This is a genomic window from Hoeflea sp. IMCC20628, assembly GCF_001011155.1.
Taxonomy (GTDB): Bacteria; Pseudomonadota; Alphaproteobacteria; order Rhizobiales; family Rhizobiaceae; genus Hoeflea.
This window is the reverse complement of the sequence record NZ_CP011479.1, coordinates 1,269,502-1,290,807: the sequence shown is the minus strand read 5'-3', so window position 1 is coordinate 1,290,807 and position 21,306 is coordinate 1,269,502. Positions and strand designations below refer to the sequence as shown.

Here is a 21,306-nt window from a genome sequence, read left to right as displayed (position 1 = left end):
GTCATCCGCCCCACGGCCCGTGGTATTCGCCATCCATGTCGAGCCGCGCAAACCCATGCGCGCCGAAGAAATCGCGCTGCGCCTGAATCATGTTGGCGGTGCCCCGCGCCCGACGATAGGTGTCGAAATAGCCAAGCGCGCTGGCCAGTGCCGGCACCGGCATGCCGTTCAATGCCGCTTCGGCCACAATGCGCCGCAGGCTTCCATCGGTGTCATTGATCATGGCAGAGAACGGCGGTGTCAGCGCCAGATTCGAAACGTCCGGGTCGGTGGTAAACGCGGTGGCAATTTCGTCAAGAAACCGCGACCGGATGATGCATCCGGCACGCCAGATCCGGGCGATGGTCGCCATCGGCAGGTTCCAGTTGAATTCGGCAGACGCTGCTGCCATGACCGCAAAACCCTGAGCATAGGCGGCAACCTTGCCTGCCAGCAGGGCTTTTTCGAGATCATTGACGACCTCCTGCCCCTTGCGCCGGCCCTGTTGTAGTGGAAGTCCAAATAGCTCCTGCGCCAAGGCGCGCTGCTCCCGCATCGCCGACAGGCTGCGCGCGGCCACCGCCGCTTCGATCGCTGTCGCCGGAACGCCCATCATCTGGCTCTCGATCACCGACCAGCGGCCGGTGCCCTTCTGACCGGCAGCATCAACGATGATGTCGGCAATCGGCCGGCCAGTGGCGGCATCCTGCACCATCAGCACTTCAGCGGTGATGTCGATCAGATAGGAATCAAGCGGTCCGGTTGACCAGGCCGAAAACACTGCGGCAATTGTCGGCGCATCCATGCCCAGATGATCGCGCATGACACCGTAAACCTCGGCAATCATCTGCATGTCGGCATATTCGATGCCGTTGTGGATGGTCTTGACGAAATGACCGGCACCGTTCTCGCCAAGCCAGGCCGCACAGGCTTCGCCTTTGAACTTCGCGGAAATCGCTGTCAGCACCGGCTCGACCCGCTTCCAGGCGTCTTCGGCGCCGCCGACCATGATCGATGGCCCGTGCCGAGCACCTTCCTCACCGCCGGACACGCCCATGCCTATGAAGGTGAGGCCCGAGCCTTCCAGATCGGTAAACCGGCGCATAGTGTCGCGGAAATTGGCATTACCGGCATCAATGATGATGTCATTGGCTGCAAGCAATGGCTTCAGCGCCGCGATCTGCTGGTCGACCGGTTCACCGGCCTTGACCATGATGATCACCGGACGCGGTGGCCGGATCGCGGCAACAAAGTCTTCGAGCGTGGCGCAGGCCGTGACCTTGTCGGACAACGCGCCCGCCGAGGCGGCGAACTCATCCGTCCGCGCCGTGGTGCGGTTGTAGACAGCGACGTGATAGCCGTTGTCTGCAATATTGAGCGCAAGATTGGCGCCCATGACGCCAAGCCCGATGACGCCTATTTCCGCTTCAGCCATGTCCGGTCTCCCCTTCGGCATTTGTCACGTCAAGTTGTGACCCATGCAGATGCGGGCGGCAAGCCTCAGAACCACTCACCCCCACATAACCGAAGAGGTGATCACCAGTTTTCAGACGAAAAGCAACGCAGGATTAACAAGATGCAGTCTGCCCAGGCAGCTTCCCCTGACGGGCAGGACCGTGTTCAAAACCTTGCCAAGCAAAACGGTGACTTTTCCCATCCAATTGGATGCGCGGCGCTGCAGCGCCCCCGGACCGCAGCAGCACCTCCGGCTGGCTCACGGGGACCAACGCGGAAAACCTCAATCCGGTTTCGGCTTGTCATCCCCTTCGTCCAGAATGCGCCATGCTGCGCCTTCCAGATCATCATACTGACCGCTTTTCATCGTCCAGAGAAATGCGGCAAGACCCAGGGCACCCAGAAAAAGCGCAATCGGAATCAGGAAGATCAGATTGCTCATGCAGATGCCCCAAGACCTGCATCGGAAACACCCACCGGCGCGCGCTGATCGGAAGCTGATCTGGCGAAGTTTTCGACTGCGGTCTTGCGGCGCAATCTCAGCGAATTCAGCACCACGATTACCGAAGACGACGACATGGCGAGCGCCGCGATCAAAGGAGTGGCATAGCCCATCACGGCCACCGGGACCGCCACACAGTTGTAGAGCACAGCCAGCGCAAAGTTCTGCCTGATCAGGCTGCCGGCCTTGCGTGACACGGAGATTGCCAACGGCACCGCCTCGAGTGAATCATGCAGGAACACGAAGTCCGCCGCCATCCGGCCGACATCGGCAGCACTGGCCGGCGCCATCGACACATGCGCAGCCGACAAGGCCGGCGCGTCATTCAGACCGTCTCCCACCATAAGCGGCTTGCCGCCAGCCGCCGCAAGCGCCTTGACCCGGTCGACCTTGCCGCGCGGCCGCACACCGGCGACATAGTTTTTCATGCCCAACTCGCTTGCCAATGCCTTTACCGGTGCTTCCCGGTCGCCTGACAGGATTTCGGCATCAATGCCCAACGCCGACAATCTGGCCACGGCCTGCACCGCACCGCGTCGCAACTGGTCCGAAAACAGGAATACATCCATGAACACGCCATTCTTCGACAGGACGACCTGGCTGCCGTCGGCCGCCCCATCGATCCCCTGATCGTGGCCATCAAGCGCAAACACAGCCCGGCCCAGCCGGTAGACGTCGCCTTCGGGCGAGATCGCCTCCACCCCGTCGCCGGGCGTTTCTGTGATATCAAAGTCCGGCACCGCATCACCGGCAAGGTCATGAACCGCGAGCGCCTGGCTCAGCGGATGCCGCGAGGCCCGCGCGATCCGCGCCGCCATCGCCAGATGATCCGGCGATACTGATGCAGAATTGATCAGCTGCGGCCGCCCCCGCGTCAGGGTTCCGGTCTTGTCGAAGACAACATGATCGGTCTGGGCCAGCCGTTCCATCGCCGAGCCGTCCTTGACCATGATTCCGTTCTCGAACAATCGTCCCGCAGCCACGACCTGGACCACAGGTACAGCCAGCCCCAGCGCGCAGGGACAGGTTATGATCAGAACTGCGACCGCCGTCATCATCGCCATGCGCCAGTCGCCAGACACCAGCATCCAGCCGATAAAGGTGCCCAGCGCCAGCAAATGCACTGCGGGCGCATAGATGGACGACGCCCGGTCGGCAATGCGCCTGTAACCCGCCCTGCCGCTCTCCGCAGCCTCCATCATCGACACCATTTCGGCCAGGAACGAGTTGCGGGCGCTCTTCGTCGCCTCCAGCACCAGCGATCCGGTCAGGTTGAGCGTGCCCGCCGGGGTCAGTGATCCGGCTTCGACCAGAAGTGGCGCACTCTCGCCATTGACGACGGCGAAATCCATGTCCGAGCGGCCCGAAACCACCCGTCCGTCCACCGGGATCCGGTCGCCCGGTGCTATCGCCAGTCGCATGCCCGGCTCGATCTCGTCGAGCGCCAGATATTCGCGACTGCCGTCGTCCCTGATCACCATCGCGCCGCGCGGCGACAGCCGAACCAGATTGCGCACCGCGGAGCGAGCCTTTTCGCGCATCATATGATCGAGCGTCCGGCCAGCCAGCAGAAAGAACAGCAAGGTCACCGAAGCGTCAAAATAGGCATGTTCGCCATGGGTGATGGTCTCATACAGCGACATCGCATAGGCCAGAATTACGCCGAGCGAGATCGGCACATCCATATTGGCGTGGCCATGGCTGAGCGCATCCCAGGCAGAGCGGAAAAAGATCCGGCCCGAATAGGCCAGTGCCGGGGCGGCAATCAGCGCCGAGATCCAGTGAAAGAGGTCGCGCGTTGCATCATCGGCGCCCGACCAGACCGACACCGACAACAGCATCACATTCATCGAGGCAAAGCCCGCCACCGCCAGCGCCTTGAGCAACTCGCGGAAGGCAGGGTCTACGCCCTCTTCGCCGCCGCCGGGCAAATGCGCCGGATAGCCCAGAGCCTTTAGTTTTTCACCCAGCGCCGTCAGCACGGCCTCGGCATGGTCACCAGCTGTCTTTGTGCTGGACGTGTCGCCAAACACCACCGACACCCGCCGGGTCGACAGATTGACCCGGGCATGATCGACGCCAGCTGTTTTGGGAAGTTCGCGTTCCAGAAGCGCGATGCAGGCGCCGCAATGCACCCCCGGCACAATCAGATCCACCTGCCGCATACCGTCGCTCAGAGGCCGGCTCGACAGCCACATTTCCTCCGCCGATGGCGCTTCGGATTTCAGCGCCTCAAGCTCTGCAGCGCTTTCCGTGCCTGCAGCGCAACAGCTCATGGCCGCAGGCTTCCATCCGCCTTGACGTGAAACCGCCGCCCCCGCTTGTAGATCGTCTGGCCATCGCGCGTGGCGGTCACCGTGGCGATCCATTCGCCTTCCGCAAGCTCGCCGGCACCCCGATAGATCCCGTCAGCATCGCGGGTCAAAACCATGTGACGGTCATGATGCTCGCCCACCGGGCGGCGCAGTTCCGCAACCATGGTGTCAGCCAGCGCCAGATTTCCGGCTGAATCGATAAAGTCTATCTCAAGGCCATCGACATTCGGGATCAGTTTCATCTGGTAGCCCAGAGCAGCAATCGCGCGTGACTCCGCTGCCTTGGCATTGAATTGCTGGCTCGCCACATAGGTATTGGGCACAACCAGCCCGCTCCAGCTGGTGATCGCGAACCGCGCCATGATCAGATTGACCGTGATGATCACCCCGAAAAACGCCACCATGCTGAAAAGCATGTGCTTGCCGGTAAATTCCTTGGGCTGGAAAATCGCCCGGATCATCTGCATCACTTTGTCTCCGGCCCATGGAAGTTGGCGGTATAGCTGTCGCGTTCAGTGCTGGCTCTGTCTTCGGTGATGAAGCGGAACTTCGCGGTATCGGAGGTAACATACTCCTTGGGCTGAAGCACATTAACCCGCAATTCACGCAAACGGTCGGGCTCGACCGGAATTGCAAAAGACACCCCGGCGGGTTGATCGATGCCCGGTATCCGCATCGTCGCGCCCGGCAGTCCCTCGATCGACAGGAAGATCACCCGCGGCTCTGGGATCATGTTGAGAATCTTCACCGAATAACCATTGCGAATATCGCCATTGGATTCAAGCACATATTGCGGATTGCGGTCATGCAGCACATTGACCTCAAGCCGGTCGCGCGACAACAGCCCGACCACCAGGGCAATGCCGACCAGCGACCATACGCCCATATACATCAATGACCGCGGCCGGAAAACGATGCGCCAGTTGAAATGCTTGACCGCATCGACAAAGCCGCCATCTTCGGTGCGGCTGCGCCGTGGATCCAGCGTGCCCGTGACAGGATCCTGGGCAAGCGCCATGTTGTCGGCATAATCAGCCAGGGTGGCGTAGGAAATCAGCCCGCGCGGCCGGTCGAGCTTGTCCATGACCGTGTCGCAGGCATCAATGCACAGCGCGCAGGTGATGCATTCGAGCTGCTGGCCGTCGCGGATGTCGATACCCATCGGGCAGACCGCGACACAGGCATTGCAATCGACGCAATCCCCCTGCACCAGCCCCTGAGCCGCAGCCTTCTTGGCGTGACGTCCGCGCGGTTCGCCGCGCCAGTCATTATAGGTCACCACCAGCGAATTCTCATCCAACATCGCTGCCTGAATGCGTGGCCATGGGCACATATAGATGCAGACCTGCTCACGCATCAGACCGCCAAAAGTGTAGGTCGTCGCGGTCAGCACGGCCACGGTGATATAGGCGATCGGCGCGGCATTGCCGGTGAGGAAGTCCATCAGCAGCGTCGGTGCATCGGCAAAATAGAAAATCCAGGCGCCGCCTGTGGCGATTCCGATAAAGATCCAGACAGCGTGCTTGAGCACCCGCTTGGCCAGTTTCGACGCGCTCCATGGCGCGGCCTCGAGCTTCATCCGCTGATTGCGCTCGCCCTCGATCCAGCGCTCGACCACCAGAAACAGATCAACCCACACGGTCTGCGGACAGGTGTAGCCGCACCAGGCCCGGCCGACGGCCGAGGTGATCAGGAACAGCCCGAACCCGGCCATCACCAACAACCCGGCGACGAAGAAGAACTCCTGCGGCCAGATCTCGATGAAAAAGAAATAGAACCTCCGGTTGGCAACATCGAGCAGCACCGCCTGATCAGGCGCAAATGGCCCGCGATCCCATCTCAGCCAGGGCGTAACATAATAGATACCGAGGGTGACCAGCATGACCAGCCACTTGAACCGCCGGTAAGTACCTTCGGCGCGTTTCGGAAATATCTTCTTGCGCGCCTCGTAGAGCGGCTTGCGCTTCCAGGCGGCATTGACCGATTCGGCATCAAGCCGTTCGATTTCATCCGCATCTTCTGAAGCGGCGGTGGTCGTTTGCGTGTTCATCATGGGCACCATTGATTTGGGCTGCACCATGCGCGAGACACACCGCAGATGCCTTGATCAAGATCAAGCGGTTATACCAAGCGGCACTGATAGTGAGCCCTTCCACGCAACCCGGTATTACAACCAGCTTTTGTCACGCACCCGCGCCGAGCGGTTGCCGTCAGGGGTGGCGACGTCAACCACGGTTCCCTCGTCCCAGCAATCGCGGCCGATCATGGAGATCGCCACATTGGTATTGAAGTCAGGCGACCAGGACGCCGAGGTGATCTGGCCAACCAACTCTCCACCGGCACTCACCATCCACGGCTCCGGGCACGGAGGCACCGCGTCACCTTCGATTTCCAGATAGCGGATCTGCTTGAGCGGACCTTCCCTGGCGACCCGCAAAAGCGCGTCCCGTCCGACGCAGCCGATGGCTGATCTGGTATCGCAGAAGCGGCCGAGCCCGCATTCATGCGGCGTGTTGGCGCGGGTCATGTCATTGCCATAAGACAGCATCCCCGCCTCGATGCGTTCGATCAGGTTGGGGCATCCGGCACGCACATCGAGATCCCGGCCGGCTTCGAACAGCGCGTCCCACAGCGGCTCGCCGTTCTGTCCACCCTCGACATAGATCTCGAACCCGCCCTGTTTGGAATAGCCCGAGCGGGCGACGACCAGATCGACGCCATTGAAGGCCAGGCGCTTGTAGCGGAAGAACCGGATCGAACGGACTTCGTCGCCAAACACCCGGGCGGCCAGATCATCGGCGCGCGGGCCCTGGATCGCCAGCGGCGACACGTCGGGTTCGATCACGTCGACAGCCAGCCGGAAGCCCACCGCCAGCGCCTTGACCCACAAGAGAAGATCGCTGTCAGCGATTGACACCCAGTAGCGATCCTCTTCGAGCTTGACGGTGACCGGATCGTTGAGCATGCCGCCGGTCTCGTCAACCATCGGCGTGTAGAGGCATTGCCCGACCACCATCTCCGAGAGATCCCGCGGGGTCAGCATCTGCACCAGTTCGGCTGCCTGCGGCCCGCGGATTTCCACCTGCCGTTCGCAGGCCACATCCCAGACCTGAACGGCGGTCTTGAGATGGTGATAGTCCTCGACAACCGACTTGAACACGGTCGGCAGCAGCATGCGGTTGTAGACCGTATAGGCCGACACGCCCGCCGCAGTGACACGGTCCGTAAAAGGGGTGCGCCGGGTGCGGCGGGAAATCGACAGAAATGGCGGCATTGGCTGTCTCCGGAACAAGAGGCGCGTCACGCGCTGTGCACCGGCAGACTAGTTGCGACATTTCCGCAGACGCGCGCCAAATCGCGTCATCAGAGAACTATTTTTACGCCTCAACCGACCCATCCGAGACGCTCGACAAACCACCACGCAGCAATGGCCGCGATGGCCAGCGACATCGGCATGGTGACCCGCGTCCGGTACCAGGGCTTGTCGGAAAACCAGGCGCCGAACAACGCGTAGCATCCAGCGACGACAGCCAGTTGACCAGCCTCTACACCGACATTGAAGGCAATCAACCCGCTGGCAAAATGCGCCGGCGACAGGCCGATTTCGGTCAGCACGCCGGCAAAGCCGAGGCCATGCAGCAACCCGAAGCCGAACACCACGAAAGGCCGCCAGGGGCTGAGCCGGTTGGTCGCCAGGTTCTCAACCGCGATGAAGACGATCGAGGCGGCAATCAGCGGCTCGACAATGCTGGCAGGCAGCGAAATCACCCCCAGCATCGCCATCGCCAATGTCACCGAATGCGCAATGGTAAAGGCGGTGATCTGCACCAGCAGCGGCTTGAGCCGCGGCGACAGCAAAAACAGCCCGACCACGAAGAGAATGTGATCCAGCCCCTTGGGCACGATGTGGGTGAAGCCGATGCCGACATAATCGACAAAGACTTCTCCGGCGCTGAGAACCAGGCCGCCCTCCACCGGGATTGCTTCGCTGGGTCCGCCATCTGCGAGATAGGCCGAATAGCTGTATTCGCCATCAGCGTCGGGAACGCGGATGACGCTCGGGCCAAAGGCCGGATCGAACGAGAACACCACGTCGCTGGCACTTGGCGGCAAGGGCCCCGACAATGTCAACCGGCTCAGCCGGGCGAAATCGGTATCGCCGACCGGATCGAGATCCACAGTGGTGACATCAAGGGGAATGTTGGTTCCATCCGATGTCAGCCTGACACCGTCGAGAAACCGGGCCTTGAAGCGCTCGAACTCTGACGCCAATGCGGTCTCGTCCAGCAGCCGCAAGGCGTCGTAGCGCTGCGCGTTGGGGCTGTCGTCGGTATCGCCATGCTCCGCGCCGATTTCGGCCAGCGCGGCTTCGAGGATCAGCGACATCTCAAGCCGCACCGTGCCATCGCAGGGGAAAAGCAGATCGACAATCGCCGGACGGATTTCGTGGGCGCGCAAGCTTGCAGAGGATGCTGCCAAAAGCAGCGCGGCAAAAATCAGGGCAGCAAACACTTGATTTATCGAACGGAAGAACAGATTCATCATCAGAACCACTTTGGAGAAAACACCATGGGACAACCGGCACGCCGCAAAACTGCCCGCAACATTGCTTGGGCACTAGTTGGAGCGATGCTGGCGGTTAGTCCAGTCTCTGCCCATGAATTCTGGATTGAACCACACGTTTTTTCAATCAAGCCGCAAACCGAAATCCGAGCCGACCTCCGTGTCGGGCAGGATTTCAAGGGCGATGCCTTTCCCTATATCCCGTCGCGGTTTACGGCCTTCAAGCATTACGACAGCCTTGGCGAAACCGACATCACCGGCACAACCGGAGATCTTCCCGCCCTGACATTGATGCCGCAGTCCGAGGGGCTCAACATTTTCACCTATGTGTCAGTCGGGGAACGTATCCGCTTCAAGGAGTGGGAAAAATTTGCCGCCTATCTCGAACTTGAAGGATTGAATTCCATACCCGCCCGTCATGACGCCCGCGGGCTGTCGCGCGACGATGTCCGTGAACTCTACACACGCTGCGCCAAGACGCTCGTCAACGTCGGTGATGCAACACGTGATCAGGACCGCGCCACCGGCATGCGGCTGGAACTTGTCGCAGGCCAAAACCCGCAAGCGCTTTCGGCGGGTGCGAAGATGAGCTTCACCTTGTTGTGGGAAGGTCAGCCGCTCGACGACACGCAAGTGGCCCTGTTCCAGCGTGGCAACGACGGCACCCTGGCGGCACGAACCCTAGCCCGCACCAATGAGAACGGCCAGGCCAGCTTTACCCTCCCTGCTTCAGGAACCTATCTGGCTGCGGGTGTGCACATGATCGAGGCGCCCGCTGAGCGCAACGCCGACTGGGAAAGCTATTGGGCTTCGCTGACATTTGCGGTGGAATAAGGCAGAACGGCAGGTCGAGCCCAACATGTCGATGTTTCAAGGCTCGGCAAAGGTCGGCTTTCGTCCTGATGGCAGTTGCTGGGGCTGTGGAGTCATTCGCGACGTTTGCGGTCACACCCTGAACAAGGCTGCTTCGACCAATCCAACGACCTGCTGCAGCCCGCCGCTGGCGTCGATTTCGGTCCAGGTCACAGGTCCGGTCCCACGCTTGAGTTGCGCATGCAGCACATCGGCATCCGCATCGGAGGCATCAGCAGTGCGGGTGGAAATACGGCGTTCCAGCGTGGCAGGATCGGAATTCAACCAGATGCCGTCGAACGGGACACCCAAACGAACGGAAAGCTCACCGAAGGCCCCGCGATCAGCCTCGGCGAGAAAGGTTGCGTCGAGGATGACGCTGTGCCCGGCACACAAGACCTGCTCTGCCTCGTCCAGTAACCGGGCGTAGACATCCCTGTTGGCTTCGGACCGATACGCATTTGCGGGCAGCCGGTCCAACGGATCGACACCAAACATCGCCTTGCGCTCCAGATCGCTGCGCAGGTGGACAGCTCCCGGAGAAGACCCCAGGTTCGGAGCGATACGAGCGGCAATCGTGGTCTTGCCCGAGCCGGAGAGCCCTCCGACAGCCACCAGCCGTGGCGCTATAGGAGTAAGGAAATCTATGGCCTGCTCAAGGTAAGTCTGTGCGTCTCGGGCGATATCGCCGGTGACAGCACTGGACATGGTTTGCACCGCAACCATGGAGCGGATCGCGGCGCGAATGCTCAAGAATAGCGGCAAAGTGGCGAGCCCGGGATAATCTCGCGATTTCCAAAGATAGCTGTTCTGCAGGACGTTCGCTTGCAAGGCCAGTCCCCGGTGCAGCAGGTCCATCACCAGGAAGGCGAAGTCGTAAAAAATATCGCAGGTCCCGAGCCGTTCGTCGAACTCGAGCGCGTCAAAGGCCACCGGCTGCCCGTCGATCATGACAAGGTTTTTCAGATGCAGATCGCTGTGACACCGGCGCACGTACCCTTCAGCGGATCGTTGCGACAGAAGTGAAGCGACGTCGCCGAAGGTTCGATCCGTTCGCCTGAAATATTCCCCCAGCCTGTCATGGCCCAGAACCGGTTCCATGCGGGCAAACGCCTCGCGCAATTCGTCGATGATCTCGCCAATCAGAACTGCGCCATCGGAGGGGCGTTTCTCGGCTGCGGCGTGGAGGCCGGCGATAACGTGGCCCAGCTTTTCGGCAAGATCGTCGGTCAGCTTTCCCGCATCGGCGATACAGGTCAGCTCATCCTCGCGGCGAAACCTGTGCATCCGCAGCGCATACTCCACCGGTATCCCCTTGCCGTCCAGAGCGAGCCGGCCCGGCCCCTCGCGGGTAATTGTGACCACGCGATCATAGATCGCAGGAGCCGCCGGGGCATTCAGGGCGAGTTCATGCGCAATGACATTGCGGCGGGCATCGAGCGTGCTGAAGTCTAGATAGTTGTATTTGACCGCCCGCTTGATTTTGAAAGCCAGATCACCAGCGAGAAACACGTAAGCCGAATGCGTTGTGATCATTTCAACAGGCTTTTCGACCCCGTAGGTTTCCGGATCGCTTAGAAATTCCACAACTTCCGTCTGATCGGTCGGGTCTGGATTCATCGCTTCCGGCATTCGTCACCTCTTGCACAAACAGGCCGTCCCCATTTGCGTTTCCTCTTTTCAGTTTGAGTCTGATAGACGCGCTGGTCAAGCCAGGTTCCCCGCACAGCTGGTGAGGTCGCTTGAATTTACCCGAACTTGAAAGCGATCAAATCGACTCCCGCAACAGCCAAAAGGAGAAGGAACAAATCGACCCGGTAAGCGTCCATAAATTCATCCCGCGTGATTCCGGAAGACAGATAAGGCACCTACTCGACGGTCGGAAAGCAGACTTTTCTGGCATTGGGTGAAATGGAAATTTTGGCCCGAAACTGCCGTTCACGTAAGCTCTCGACGCTGCAGCGCAGCTTCTTAAGTGCTGACATTGATGAGCCACATCTGATCATGATGGGCACCACCGGGCAACTTGAACCCGTTTTTGCGCAGATGTTAAGCAGCACTCTTCCATTTTAGCGGGGTAACGTAAACGATGCTGTCACCAGCACTCACCATCACCTCGCCGTCCTGAATATTGACCTGCAGGCTCATTGCGCGGCTTGCCAGTTTTGCCAGTTCACCGGTGTCTTTCTCGGAAAAACTTGTCACCTGAAGATTGTCGAACCGGGCGGTAGTGCTTTTGATCTTGTCCCACCACATCTCGGCCGTCCTGCCGCCGTAGGGATAGATGATCACCTTGCCGGCCTTGCCACAGGATTGGCGCACCACTTTTTCGCTGGGAAGCCCAAGCGCCACCGACACATCAAGTTCGCCGCTCAGGCTTTTCTGCCAAATGTCCGGCTCGTCATCCGTTGAAAGCCCCTTTGTCATTTCCAGATGCTCATGGGCGTTCAGCGCAAAAGCCAAAATACGCAGCATCAGCCGTTCATCCGTCTCCGAGGGGTGTTTGGCAACGGTCAGTTTATGGGTGTCATAATAGTGACGATCCATGTCGGAGACTGAAAGTTCGACTTTGTAGATAGTGGCATTTTGCGCCATGACATGTTCCAAAAGTTCAAAGATCAGGATGCTTACTGCGTCTGGTGACATTGTGAAAGCAGTTAAAAATGCCACGAACAACGGCGGGCTAACCGCACAATCGGATGTCATGAATTTCAGATCGAGCACGAAGAGATTCAGGCGGCAGAAAAGCCCCCATTGCGGACCTTGGTGGGCATCGCGACAAAAGCCAGATCACCGCCCGAAACGACCAAGAACCCGGATCAAGCGAAGGGCTGCAAATTCCGGCATAGCGGCCACTCGCCCATGCAGAATGAACAATCCGCACCACCGTTCTACCGCCGGTTTTCCGCCCTGCGGCCCAAACAAAACCCCGCCGGACTTGCATCCGGCGGGGTTCATTGCCTGATCTCTGACAGGCCCTATTTCCAAGACCCCGGATAGCTCAGCCTTTACAGCCCGCCGCCCAGCGTGTGGACATAGACCGCCAGCTGCTTGACTGTTGGTTCGCCGAGGCGACCGACCCAGGCTGGCATGACACCATGCTTGGGAGCCCGCACCTGCGCCACGATCTGCGCTTCGGTAGAGCCCTTGAGCCAGATGCCGTCTGACAGCCGTGGCGCACCGAAATCAACGATACCTTCGGCATTGTCGCCATGGCAGGCGGCGCAGTTTTCAGCAAACACCTCCTGGCCGGGCGCGACCAGAGCCGCGTCGGATGGCGTATCGCTCAGGCTCACCACATAGGCGGCAACCTGGTTGATCTGTTCGGGCTCGAGCATGTCGGCAAAGGCCGGCATTTCGGAAAAGTGGGTGTCTTCATCGGCATCATAGCGAATGCCGTGGGCAATGGTGTGGTAGATCTGGTCGATCGTTCCGCCCCACATCCAGTCGTCATCATTGAGATTGGGATAACCGGCTGACCCGGAAGCGCCCGAGCCGTGGCACTGGGCACAATTGACCTTGAAGGCGGACGAGCCGCCGGCAATGGCGAATTGCAGCAATTCCTGATCACCGGCGATATCTGCCACCGGAGTGGCGGCGATCTTTTCGAGCAGAGCCCCCTGAGCGACCTTCGCGTCGGCCAGTTCGGCAACCACATCGGCACGGCTGGAATAGCCCAGCAGTCCGGGTGTGGCCCCATTGATCAGCGGTATCGCCGGATAGGCGATGGCATAACCGATGGCCCAGATTATGCAGAGATAGAACGTCCACAGCCACCAGCGCGGCATCGGGTTGTTCAATTCCCGGATACCATCCCACTCGTGGCCGGTGGTCTCGACACCGGTAACCTCATCAATGTGTTTCTCGGACATCTCTCAGTCCTCCTTCAACGGGATTTGCGCTGCATCATCGGCGGCTTTCTTGGCGCCGGGCCTGAGCAGAAAGAGCACCATGCCAACGAACACGACAAACAGGAAGACGAGTCCCCAGCTGTCGGCGAAGTGGCGCATTGCTGTATAGGTTTCCATTGCTTAGCCCCCTACCGGTAACCGGCCGCTTCGTCGTAGGTCGAGAAATCGACCAACGTACCAAGCATCTGCAAATAGGACACAAGCGCGTCCATCTCGGTGACCACAGCCGGGTCGCCATCGAAATCACCCAGCTTGGCCTTCGGATAACGCTCCTCGATGCCCGAGGTATCCGCATTGGGGTCGGATTGCCCCATCAGGTCTGCCTTGGCATTGGCGATCATGTCCTCGGTGTAAGGCACACCGACTGCAAGGTTTGCCTGCAGATCGGCGGTGACATTGGCCACCTTGAGCGGCGTCGTCTTCAGGAACGAGTAACTCGGCATGATCGATTCGGGCACCACCGAGCGGGGCTCGGTCAGGTGCTCGACATGCCATTCATTCGAGTAGCGATTGCCGACGCGGGCGAGGTCTGGCCCCGTCCGCTTCGATCCCCACTGGAACGGATGGTCATACATCGATTCCGCCGCAAGGCTGTAATGGCCATAGCGTTCGACCTCGTCCCGGAAGGGGCGGATCATCTGGCTGTGGCAGGTATAGCAGCCTTCGCGGATATAGATGTTGCGCCCGGCCAGTTCCAGCGGCGAGTAGGGCCGCATTCCATCGACTTTCTCGATGGTGTTCTCGAGATAGAAGAGCGGTGTGATTTCGACGATACCGCCGATACTGACCACCACCAGCGAGCCGACCATAAGCAGGGTTGCGTTCCGCTCAATGATACCGTGTTTATCTAAAAGTGACATCGTTCTTGTCTCCTACTCTGCCGGCTGCATGACGGGTTCGCTGCCCGGAATCGGGACCTCGTCCCGTTCATGGCCAAGGATGGTCATCAACACGTTCCAGCCCATGATGATGCCGCCAGCGAGGTACATCAGCCCGCCAATGGCGCGCAGCAGATAGTAAGGGAACATCGCCGCCACGGATTCAGCGAAGGAATACACCAGGAAGCCCTGATCATTGTATTCACGCCACATCAGGCCCTGCTGGATACCGGCAACCCACAGAACCGCTGCGTAGACAACGATGCCGAGTGTGGCCAGCCAGAAGTGCCAGTTGACCAGCCGCATGGAGTAGAGCCGCGGGCGGTTCCACAGTTTCGGCACCAGATAGTAGATGGCGCCAAAGGTGATCATGCCGACCCAGCCGAGCGCACCGGAATGCACGTGACCAATGGTCCAGTCGGTGTAGTGGCTGAGCGAATTGACCGCCTTGATCGACATCATCGGACCCTCAAAGGTCGACATGCCGTAAAACGCCACCGCAATCACCATCATCCGGATGATCGGATCGGTGCGGATCTTGTCCCAGGCGCCCGACAGCGTCATCAGACCGTTGATCATGCCGCCCCATGAGGGCATCCACAGCATGATCGAGAACACCATGCCCAGCGTCTGCGCCCAGTCCGGCAGAGCCGTGTAGTGCAGATGGTGCGGACCGGCCCAGATATAGAGGAAGATCAGCGACCAGAAATGGATGATCGACAGCCGGTAGGAATAGACCGGCCGGTTGGCCTGTTTGGGGATGAAGTAATACATCATGCCCAGAAAGCCGGCAGTGAGGAAGAACCCGACCGCGTTATGGCCATACCACCATTGCGTCAGGGCATCCTGCACCCCCGCAAACAGCGAATAGCTCTTCACACCGAGAAACGACACCGGCATCGCCAGATTGTTGACGATGTGCAGCATGGCGATAGTGATAATGAAGGCCAAGTAGAACCAGTTCGCCACATAGATGTGGGGTTCCTTGCGCTTGAACAGCGTCCCCATGAAGACCACCAGATAGGCCACCCAGACAAGGGTCAGCCACAGGTCGACATACCATTCAGGCTCGGCATATTCGCGTGCCTGGGTGATACCAAGCAGATAGCCGGTCGCAGCCATGACGATGAACAGCTGATAGCCCCAGAACACGAACCAGGCGAGATTGCCGCCGAACAGCCGTGCCCGAGACGTACGCTGGACAACATAAAGCGATGTTGCGATCAGCGCGTTACCGCCAAAGGCAAAAACCACCGCCGAGGTGTGCAATGGCCTTGTACGACCGAAATTGAACCACGGCTCAATGTTGAGATCCGGAAAGGCCAGCTGGAAGGCGACAATGACGCCGACCAGAAATCCGACGATGCCCCAGATGGTCGTGGCAATGATGCCGTATCGCACCACCTCGTCGAAATAGCCGGATCCATCGTCAGCGGATTGGCCGGTGACGGGTGAAAAATTGACGCGCCGCAGCAGCAGCACGGTTCCCGCCAGAAGCACGACGAACAAGACCCACATATGGGCCTCGAACTGGTCGTCCTTGGCGAAAGCCACGCCGAGCAACGCCAAAAAGGCACCTATGCCCACGGCGATTGTTTCGAAAGCGTATTTCATGGTTGGTATTCCCCAGGGATATCAAATCTGTAACCGGCCAAATCCGCTACGCCGCCCCCTTGGACAAACCGCGGACTTTGCCGAGCTGTGGAACAAATCGCAGAAGCAACCGCCTGCCGCCTTGATCCAAGTCAAGGACGCCCAATGATCCCGATCTTAGTCTTGCTGCGAAGAGGGACATAAGAACCAATAATATCCGCTCTTTACATTGGGATACCGCTTCATGACAGACGATGCCACAATCAGGCTGGCGCACGGCGAAGACCCGATTGCCGCCCTGCGCAAGGCACACAAGGAGCAACTGCTGCTGTGCGACCGGCTCGAAGAAATTGCTGATTCTCTTCCGGGCGGCATCAATCGGCAGAAGTGCATTTATGCTGCCCGCGCTCTCGGCCCGATGATCCGCGGCGTTCACCGGTTCGAGGAAGACGTGGTGTTTCCGATGATCGCCGAACGGCTCAAAGGCGACAGCAAAATCGAGGCGACGCTCAACCGGTTGCGATTCGAGCATTGCGAGGATGAATGTTTCGCCGAGGAATTGATCGAAGCCCTGCACGCAATGGGAGCAGGCAACGCCGATATCAATGTCGAGGCCACCGGCTACATGCTGCGCGGATTTTTTGAAGCCATGCGCCGCCACATTGCCTTTGAAAGCGAACACTTGCTCGCCCAGGAAGAATTGACAGCGGCCGATCGTCCAAAAGATGATGATCATCATCAGCCGTAAAGCCAGAGTCAGCGCCTGACATCGAGAACGCTGAAACGGCGTCTGTATTCTACGGCGCTGAGCCCGGTGATCGACCGGAACACCCGACCAAAGGCCGAGATATCCTGATAGCCCACCGACCAGCCCACGGCACTGACCGGCTCCCGGGTCCGCTCGAGCAATCCGCGCGCCTTTTCGATCCGCAACGCCTGTACATAGGCATTGGGGCTCACCCCAGTCGCGGCCTTGAAGCGGCGCAGGAAGGTGCGCCCGGACAGCCTGGTCCTGAGCTCGAGCGCCTCCGCGCTCAAATCATCCTCGACATGGCCTTCCATCCACAACTGCAGCGCCAGGATGGTTTCGTCGCCATGGTGGAGATTGGGGCGAAAGCTGCGGTAATTGCGCTGCTCGCGTTTGCCGGGATCAATCAGCAGATGTCGCGCTGTGCTGGTCAACACATCGATGCCTTGCCAGCGCTCGACGAAGAACAGGCCAAGGTCCACCCAGGCCATCATGCCGCCCGCGGTGACAATGTCGTTGTCGTCAATCAGCAGATGCTCTGGCTGCAAATCCGCATCCGGAAAGGTCTGGCGAAATTCATCTTCAAGTGCCCAATGGGTTGTCACCGGCCGCGAGCTGAGCAATCCGGCGTGGCCAAGCCAGAACACTCCGGCGCAGACCGATGCCGTCAACGTCCCTGCCCCGTGCTGCTGCCGGATCCAGCTGTGCACCGCTTGATCCTCCGCGCCACGCGCACCGCTCCGGTTTGGCGGCAGAATCAGCGCATCAAACGATGTTCGGCTTTGAGCCAGGTCCTCTGGCCGGATGGTACTGACCTTGATCACCACGCCGTTCTGGCCGGTGCTGATGAGATTGGCGGCATCCAGCAGGTCGGCCAATCCGAGAACCGCTGATTCCTGAGCGCCTGAATAGGCCATGATGGCAAGCAATCGATCGGGCGCCATCATCTTGGCGATATCAGCATAGTATTTGTCATACCCGCCAATTTATTCGGATCGATACCTTCTGTAAATCTGCATCACCAATCAAAGGAGATCCTCATGACCGACACAGCTCTTATCCTCGTCGATATCCAGAATGACTACTTCGAGAGCGGCCGCTGGCCACTCCACAAGATGGACGAAGCCAGCACGAATGCGGCCAGGGTTCTCGAACACGCCCGCAAGCAGGGGCAAATGGTGGTTCACATCCATCATGAGATTCCCTCCGACGAAGCGCCGTTCTTCAGGCCCGGCAGCAAGGGCGCCGAAATACACCCCTCCGTCGCCCCGGTTGCGGGTGAGGAAAAGATCCTCAAGCACCGGCCCAACAGTTTTGTCGACACAAGGCTTCAGGACACGCTTTCGTCGCGGGGCATATCGCGCGTCATCATCATCGGCGCCATGAGCCAGATGTGCATCGACGCCACCGCCCGCGCCGCCAAGGATCTGGGCTATGACGTTACTGTGGTTCACGACGCCTGCGCAGCGCGCGACAGTGAGTTTGACGGCGTCGCGGTTCCGGCGGTCCAGGTCCATGCGGCGTTCATGGCCGGGCTCTCAGGCACCTATGCCAGGCTTGTCGACAGCAACAGCCTTGTGAGTGCTCCCTGAACCGGGCGTCTGATTCGATTCGGCAATTGTCACAGCCAAGCACTTTTTTGGATTTTCATGTCTTGGTCCGCTCATGGTTGAACTGGCCTGTGGACAACGAGGACAATGGGAACAAAAATGGAGCTTGGTCGAATCGCGTCCGTTTAACGCAGACATGGCCGTCCCATCCGGTTATGTCAGATGATTGCCCGCACCCCGACGAGGATTGAAGACACAATGAATGATGCTGCGCGAAAAATAGAGCCTATTCCGGCCAGAGCCGAGAAAAGCCCGTTGTTTCGCGAGGCTCCGTCCAACATCGAGGCCGAACAGGCGTTGCTCGGAGCCATGCTGGTCAACAATGACGCGTTTTACCGCGTTTCGGATTTCCTCAAGCCGACCCATTTCCAGGAACCGCTGCACAGCAAGATTTACGAGGTCGGCGGCGACATCATCCGCATGGGCAAGACCGCCAACCCGGTGACGATCAAGACCTTCCTGCCCGCCGACTCGAAAGTCGGCGACATGACCGTGGCACAATATCTCGCCCGTCTGGCGACTGAAGCCGTCACCATCATCAATGCCGAAGACTATGGCCGCGCCATCTATGACCTGGCGCAGCGCCGGGCGCTGATTTCGATCGGCGAGGACATGGTCAACATTGCCTATGACGCGCCGCTCGACATGCCGCCGGGCACCCAGATCGAAGATGCCGAACGCCGCCTGTTCGAGCTCGCCGAAACCGGCCGTTATGATGGAGGCTTCCAGTCCTTCAATGACGCCGTTTCAATGGCCATCGACATGGCCGGCGCCGCCTTTCAGCGCGATGGCGGACTGTCTGGCGTGTCAACCGGCATCTCGTCGCTCGATGAGCGCATGGGCGGCCTGCAGTCGTCCGACTTGATCGTGCTGGCCGGACGCCCGGGCATGGGCAAGACCTCGCTTGCCACCAACATCGCCTTCAACATCGCCCAGGCCTATGAGGGCGAGGTGCAGGCCGATGGTTCGATGAAGGCCAAGAATGGCGGCGTTGTCGGCTTCTATTCGCTGGAAATGTCGGCAGAACAGCTCGCCACCCGTATCATTTCCGAGCAGACCGAAATCTCGTCGTCGAAAATTCGCCGTGGTGAAATTTCCGAGGCCGATTTCGAAAAGCTCGTCGGCTGCTCGCAGATGATGCAGAAGATCCCGCTATTCATCGACCAGACCGGTGGTATCTCGATTGCGCAATTGTCGGCCCGCGCCCGCCGCCTCAAGCGCCAGCGCGGCCTTGACGTGCTGGTCATCGACTACATCCAGCTGATGACCGGTTCGGGCAAGTCGAGCGACAACCGGGTGCAGGAAATCACCCAGATCACCACCGGCCTGAAGGCGCTCGGCAAGGAACTCAATGTTCCCATCATCGCCCTGTCGCAGCTGTCGCGTCAGGTGGAAAGCCGCGAGGACAAGCGCCCGCAGCTCTCCGACTTGCGTGAATCGGGTTCGATCGAGCAGGACGCCGACGTGGTGCTGTTCGTGTTCCGCGAAGAATATTATGTCAAGAACGGCGAGCCACGCCGGGCGCAGGACGAGATTGCCGCCGACATCAAGACCCCGGAATACCTGGCCTGGGAAGAAAAGATGCTGAAGGTCAAAGGCACCGCCGACGTCATCATCGCCAAGCAGCGCCACGGACCGACCGGCACCGTGCAGTTGGGCTTCCAGGCGGAATTCACCCGCTTTGCCGATCTGGCAGACAATTCCTACAACCAGTTCACCCACGACGAATAGGTCCACGGTTTGACGACATCCGCGAGCGCCATTGACCACGCTTCCCTGTCCGCAGCGACAACGCGCCTGAGCGTTGATCTGACAGCACTTGCTGAAAACTGGCGGAAAATGCGTGACCTCTCCGGCAGCGCCCGTTGCGGCGCGGCGGTAAAGGCCAATGGCTATGGAACCGGCGCAGACCGGGTTGCGCCGAGACTGGCACGCGAGGGGTGCAGGGACTTCTTCGTCGCCGATGCCAATGAAGGTGCGGGCTTGCGGCCATTGCTGCCCGACGCCCGCATTTATGTTCTGAACGGCGTTTTTGAAGGTTCGTTTGCGCAGACACTGGCGCATGATCTCATTCCGATCATCAACTCGCCGGAACAGGCCGCCTTTTGGCTTGAGAACGCCGGCACCCGGGATTATGCGCTGCACATCGACACCGGCATGAACCGGCTTGGACTGACGCCCGAACAGGCCGCGGCCCATTCGCAAGGCAGCGCTCCATCCCCCTGTCTGGTGATGAGCCATTTTGCCTGTGCCGATGACCCGGCCCATCCGCTCAACGCACGGCAGATCAAACTGTTTGATGGCATCAGATCCTGTTTTCCCGGGATCGAGGCAAGCCTCGCCAATTCTGGCGGCATTTTCCTTGGCGCAGCCGTCCACCACGATCTGACACGGCCGGGCATTGCGCTTTATGGCGGCGAGCCGGTGTCAGGCGTGGCCAACCGTCTCCGTACCGTTGTCACCGCCGAGACCCGTGTGCTTGTCATCCGCGAGGCCAAGGCTGGCGAGACGGTGAGTTACGGCGGCGCACACAGCTGCACCCGCGACAGCCGGATCGCAGTCTGCGGCATAGGATACGCCGACGGCTTTCACCGCTCGGCATCCGGCTCGGGCGTTCCGCTGCGATCGGCCGTGCCACAGGGCGCCTGCGGCGCAATCAACGGCGTCCGCATCCCGGTGATTGGAAAGATCACCATGGACCTGACCATGTTCGACGTCACCGATCTGCCTGATGGCGCGATCAACCCGGGCGACTGGATTGAACTGCTCGGCCCGACCATTCCGCTGGAAGAAGCCGCCGATGCAGCAGGAACCATCAGCTACGAATTGCTGACCTCGCTGGGCAGACGTTACGCGCGCAGCTATCTGGGTTGAACCTTTTCGAACAGCGATGCTCGCCG

The 21,306-nt window shown here is 59.9% G+C and carries 19 protein-coding genes; 5 read left to right on the top strand and 14 right to left on the bottom strand.

Annotation, left to right across the window (positions count from 1 at the left end; translation table 11 throughout):
• Position 1: 1 nt before the first annotated feature.
• The 7 genes from gndA to IMCC20628_RS06000 form a co-directional block, all read right to left on the bottom strand.
• On the bottom strand, positions 2-1,414 hold the full coding sequence (gene gndA, locus IMCC20628_RS06030; protein WP_047029470.1) for an NADP-dependent phosphogluconate dehydrogenase: 1,413 nt from the start codon (positions 1,412-1,414) through the stop codon (positions 2-4).
• A gap of 303 nt (positions 1,415-1,717) precedes the next feature.
• Positions 1,718-1,876 (bottom strand): cbb3-type cytochrome oxidase assembly protein CcoS, encoded by a 159-nt coding sequence (gene ccoS / locus IMCC20628_RS06025; RefSeq protein ID WP_047029469.1) that lies wholly within the window; start codon positions 1,874-1,876, stop codon positions 1,718-1,720.
• Positions 1,873-4,212, bottom strand: coding sequence for a copper-translocating P-type ATPase (locus IMCC20628_RS06020; RefSeq protein ID WP_047029468.1), 2,340 nt, complete (start codon positions 4,210-4,212; stop codon positions 1,873-1,875). The genes ccoS and IMCC20628_RS06020 overlap by 4 nt, the downstream gene beginning before the upstream one ends.
• A complete protein-coding gene (locus IMCC20628_RS06015; protein ID WP_052766314.1) occupies positions 4,209-4,718 on the bottom strand; it encodes a FixH family protein in 510 nt (169 codons plus the stop codon). The genes IMCC20628_RS06020 and IMCC20628_RS06015 overlap by 4 nt, the downstream gene beginning before the upstream one ends.
• Positions 4,718-6,301, bottom strand: a complete 1,584-nt coding sequence (gene ccoG / locus IMCC20628_RS06010; protein ID WP_047032301.1) for a cytochrome c oxidase accessory protein CcoG — start codon at positions 6,299-6,301, stop codon at positions 4,718-4,720. The genes IMCC20628_RS06015 and ccoG overlap by 1 nt, the downstream gene beginning before the upstream one ends.
• A gap of 117 nt (positions 6,302-6,418) precedes the next feature.
• Positions 6,419-7,525 (bottom strand): dimethylsulfoniopropionate demethylase, encoded by a 1,107-nt coding sequence (locus tag IMCC20628_RS06005; protein ID WP_047029467.1) that lies wholly within the window; start codon positions 7,523-7,525, stop codon positions 6,419-6,421.
• Between the two features lie 110 nt (positions 7,526-7,635).
• Positions 7,636-8,796 carry a HupE/UreJ family protein gene (locus IMCC20628_RS06000; RefSeq protein ID WP_156174421.1) on the bottom strand — a complete coding sequence of 387 codons (1,161 nt, stop codon included), beginning with the start codon at positions 8,794-8,796 and terminating at the stop codon, positions 7,636-7,638.
• Between the two features lie 24 nt (positions 8,797-8,820).
• Here IMCC20628_RS06000 and IMCC20628_RS05995 point away from each other — a divergent pair, with 24 nt between their 5' ends.
• The gene (locus tag IMCC20628_RS05995; protein ID WP_047029466.1) at positions 8,821-9,648 is read left to right on the top strand and encodes a DUF4198 domain-containing protein; all 828 of its coding nucleotides are present in this window, start codon (positions 8,821-8,823) and stop codon (positions 9,646-9,648) included.
• Positions 9,649-9,759: 111 nt separating this feature from the next.
• On the opposite strand, the gene IMCC20628_RS05990 is transcribed toward IMCC20628_RS05995, so the two are convergent.
• The 6 genes from IMCC20628_RS05990 to ccoN form a co-directional block, all read right to left on the bottom strand.
• Positions 9,760-11,286 carry a bifunctional aminoglycoside phosphotransferase/ATP-binding protein gene (locus tag IMCC20628_RS05990; RefSeq protein ID WP_047032299.1) on the bottom strand — a complete coding sequence of 509 codons (1,527 nt, stop codon included), beginning with the start codon at positions 11,284-11,286 and terminating at the stop codon, positions 9,760-9,762.
• Between the two features lie 429 nt (positions 11,287-11,715).
• Positions 11,716-12,261: a YaeQ family protein gene (locus tag IMCC20628_RS05985; RefSeq protein WP_047032298.1), complete on the bottom strand. Its 546-nt coding sequence runs from the start codon at positions 12,259-12,261 to the stop codon at positions 11,716-11,718.
• Positions 12,262-12,674: 413 nt separating this feature from the next.
• Complete coding sequence (gene ccoP, locus IMCC20628_RS05980; protein WP_047029465.1) at positions 12,675-13,538, bottom strand: cytochrome-c oxidase, cbb3-type subunit III; 864 nt, start codon at positions 13,536-13,538, stop codon at positions 12,675-12,677.
• 3 nt (positions 13,539-13,541) lie between these two features.
• Positions 13,542-13,694 (bottom strand): cbb3-type cytochrome c oxidase subunit 3, encoded by a 153-nt coding sequence (locus tag IMCC20628_RS24180; RefSeq protein WP_052766312.1) that lies wholly within the window; start codon positions 13,692-13,694, stop codon positions 13,542-13,544.
• An 11-nt stretch (positions 13,695-13,705) separates the two neighbouring features.
• Positions 13,706-14,437 carry a cytochrome-c oxidase, cbb3-type subunit II gene (gene ccoO / locus IMCC20628_RS05975; RefSeq protein WP_047029464.1) on the bottom strand — a complete coding sequence of 244 codons (732 nt, stop codon included), beginning with the start codon at positions 14,435-14,437 and terminating at the stop codon, positions 13,706-13,708.
• 12 nt (positions 14,438-14,449) lie between these two features.
• Positions 14,450-16,069, bottom strand: coding sequence for a cytochrome-c oxidase, cbb3-type subunit I (gene ccoN / locus IMCC20628_RS05970; protein ID WP_047029463.1), 1,620 nt, complete (start codon positions 16,067-16,069; stop codon positions 14,450-14,452).
• Positions 16,070-16,292: 223 nt separating this feature from the next.
• Between ccoN and IMCC20628_RS05965 the strand changes: the two genes are divergently transcribed.
• Positions 16,293-16,796 (top strand): hemerythrin domain-containing protein, encoded by a 504-nt coding sequence (locus IMCC20628_RS05965; protein WP_047029462.1) that lies wholly within the window; start codon positions 16,293-16,295, stop codon positions 16,794-16,796.
• 8 nt (positions 16,797-16,804) lie between these two features.
• Here the strand turns inward: IMCC20628_RS05965 and IMCC20628_RS05960 are convergent, their stop codons facing one another.
• Positions 16,805-17,743, bottom strand: coding sequence for a helix-turn-helix domain-containing protein (locus tag IMCC20628_RS05960; protein ID WP_052766311.1), 939 nt, complete (start codon positions 17,741-17,743; stop codon positions 16,805-16,807).
• A 93-nt stretch (positions 17,744-17,836) separates the two neighbouring features.
• On the opposite strand from IMCC20628_RS05960, the gene IMCC20628_RS05955 reads away from it, so the two are divergent.
• The 3 genes from IMCC20628_RS05955 to alr all read left to right on the top strand — a co-directional run bounded on the left by IMCC20628_RS05955 (position 17,837) and on the right by alr (position 21,280).
• Positions 17,837-18,388 (top strand): cysteine hydrolase family protein, encoded by a 552-nt coding sequence (locus IMCC20628_RS05955; RefSeq protein ID WP_047029461.1) that lies wholly within the window; start codon positions 17,837-17,839, stop codon positions 18,386-18,388.
• A 216-nt stretch (positions 18,389-18,604) separates the two neighbouring features.
• Positions 18,605-20,137 (top strand): replicative DNA helicase, encoded by a 1,533-nt coding sequence (locus IMCC20628_RS05950; RefSeq protein WP_047029460.1) that lies wholly within the window; start codon positions 18,605-18,607, stop codon positions 20,135-20,137.
• A gap of 9 nt (positions 20,138-20,146) precedes the next feature.
• Entirely contained in the window at positions 20,147-21,280 is a 1,134-nt protein-coding gene (gene alr / locus IMCC20628_RS05945) for an alanine racemase (RefSeq protein WP_245307886.1), read from the top strand.
• The last annotated feature ends 26 nt before the right edge of the window (positions 21,281-21,306 follow it).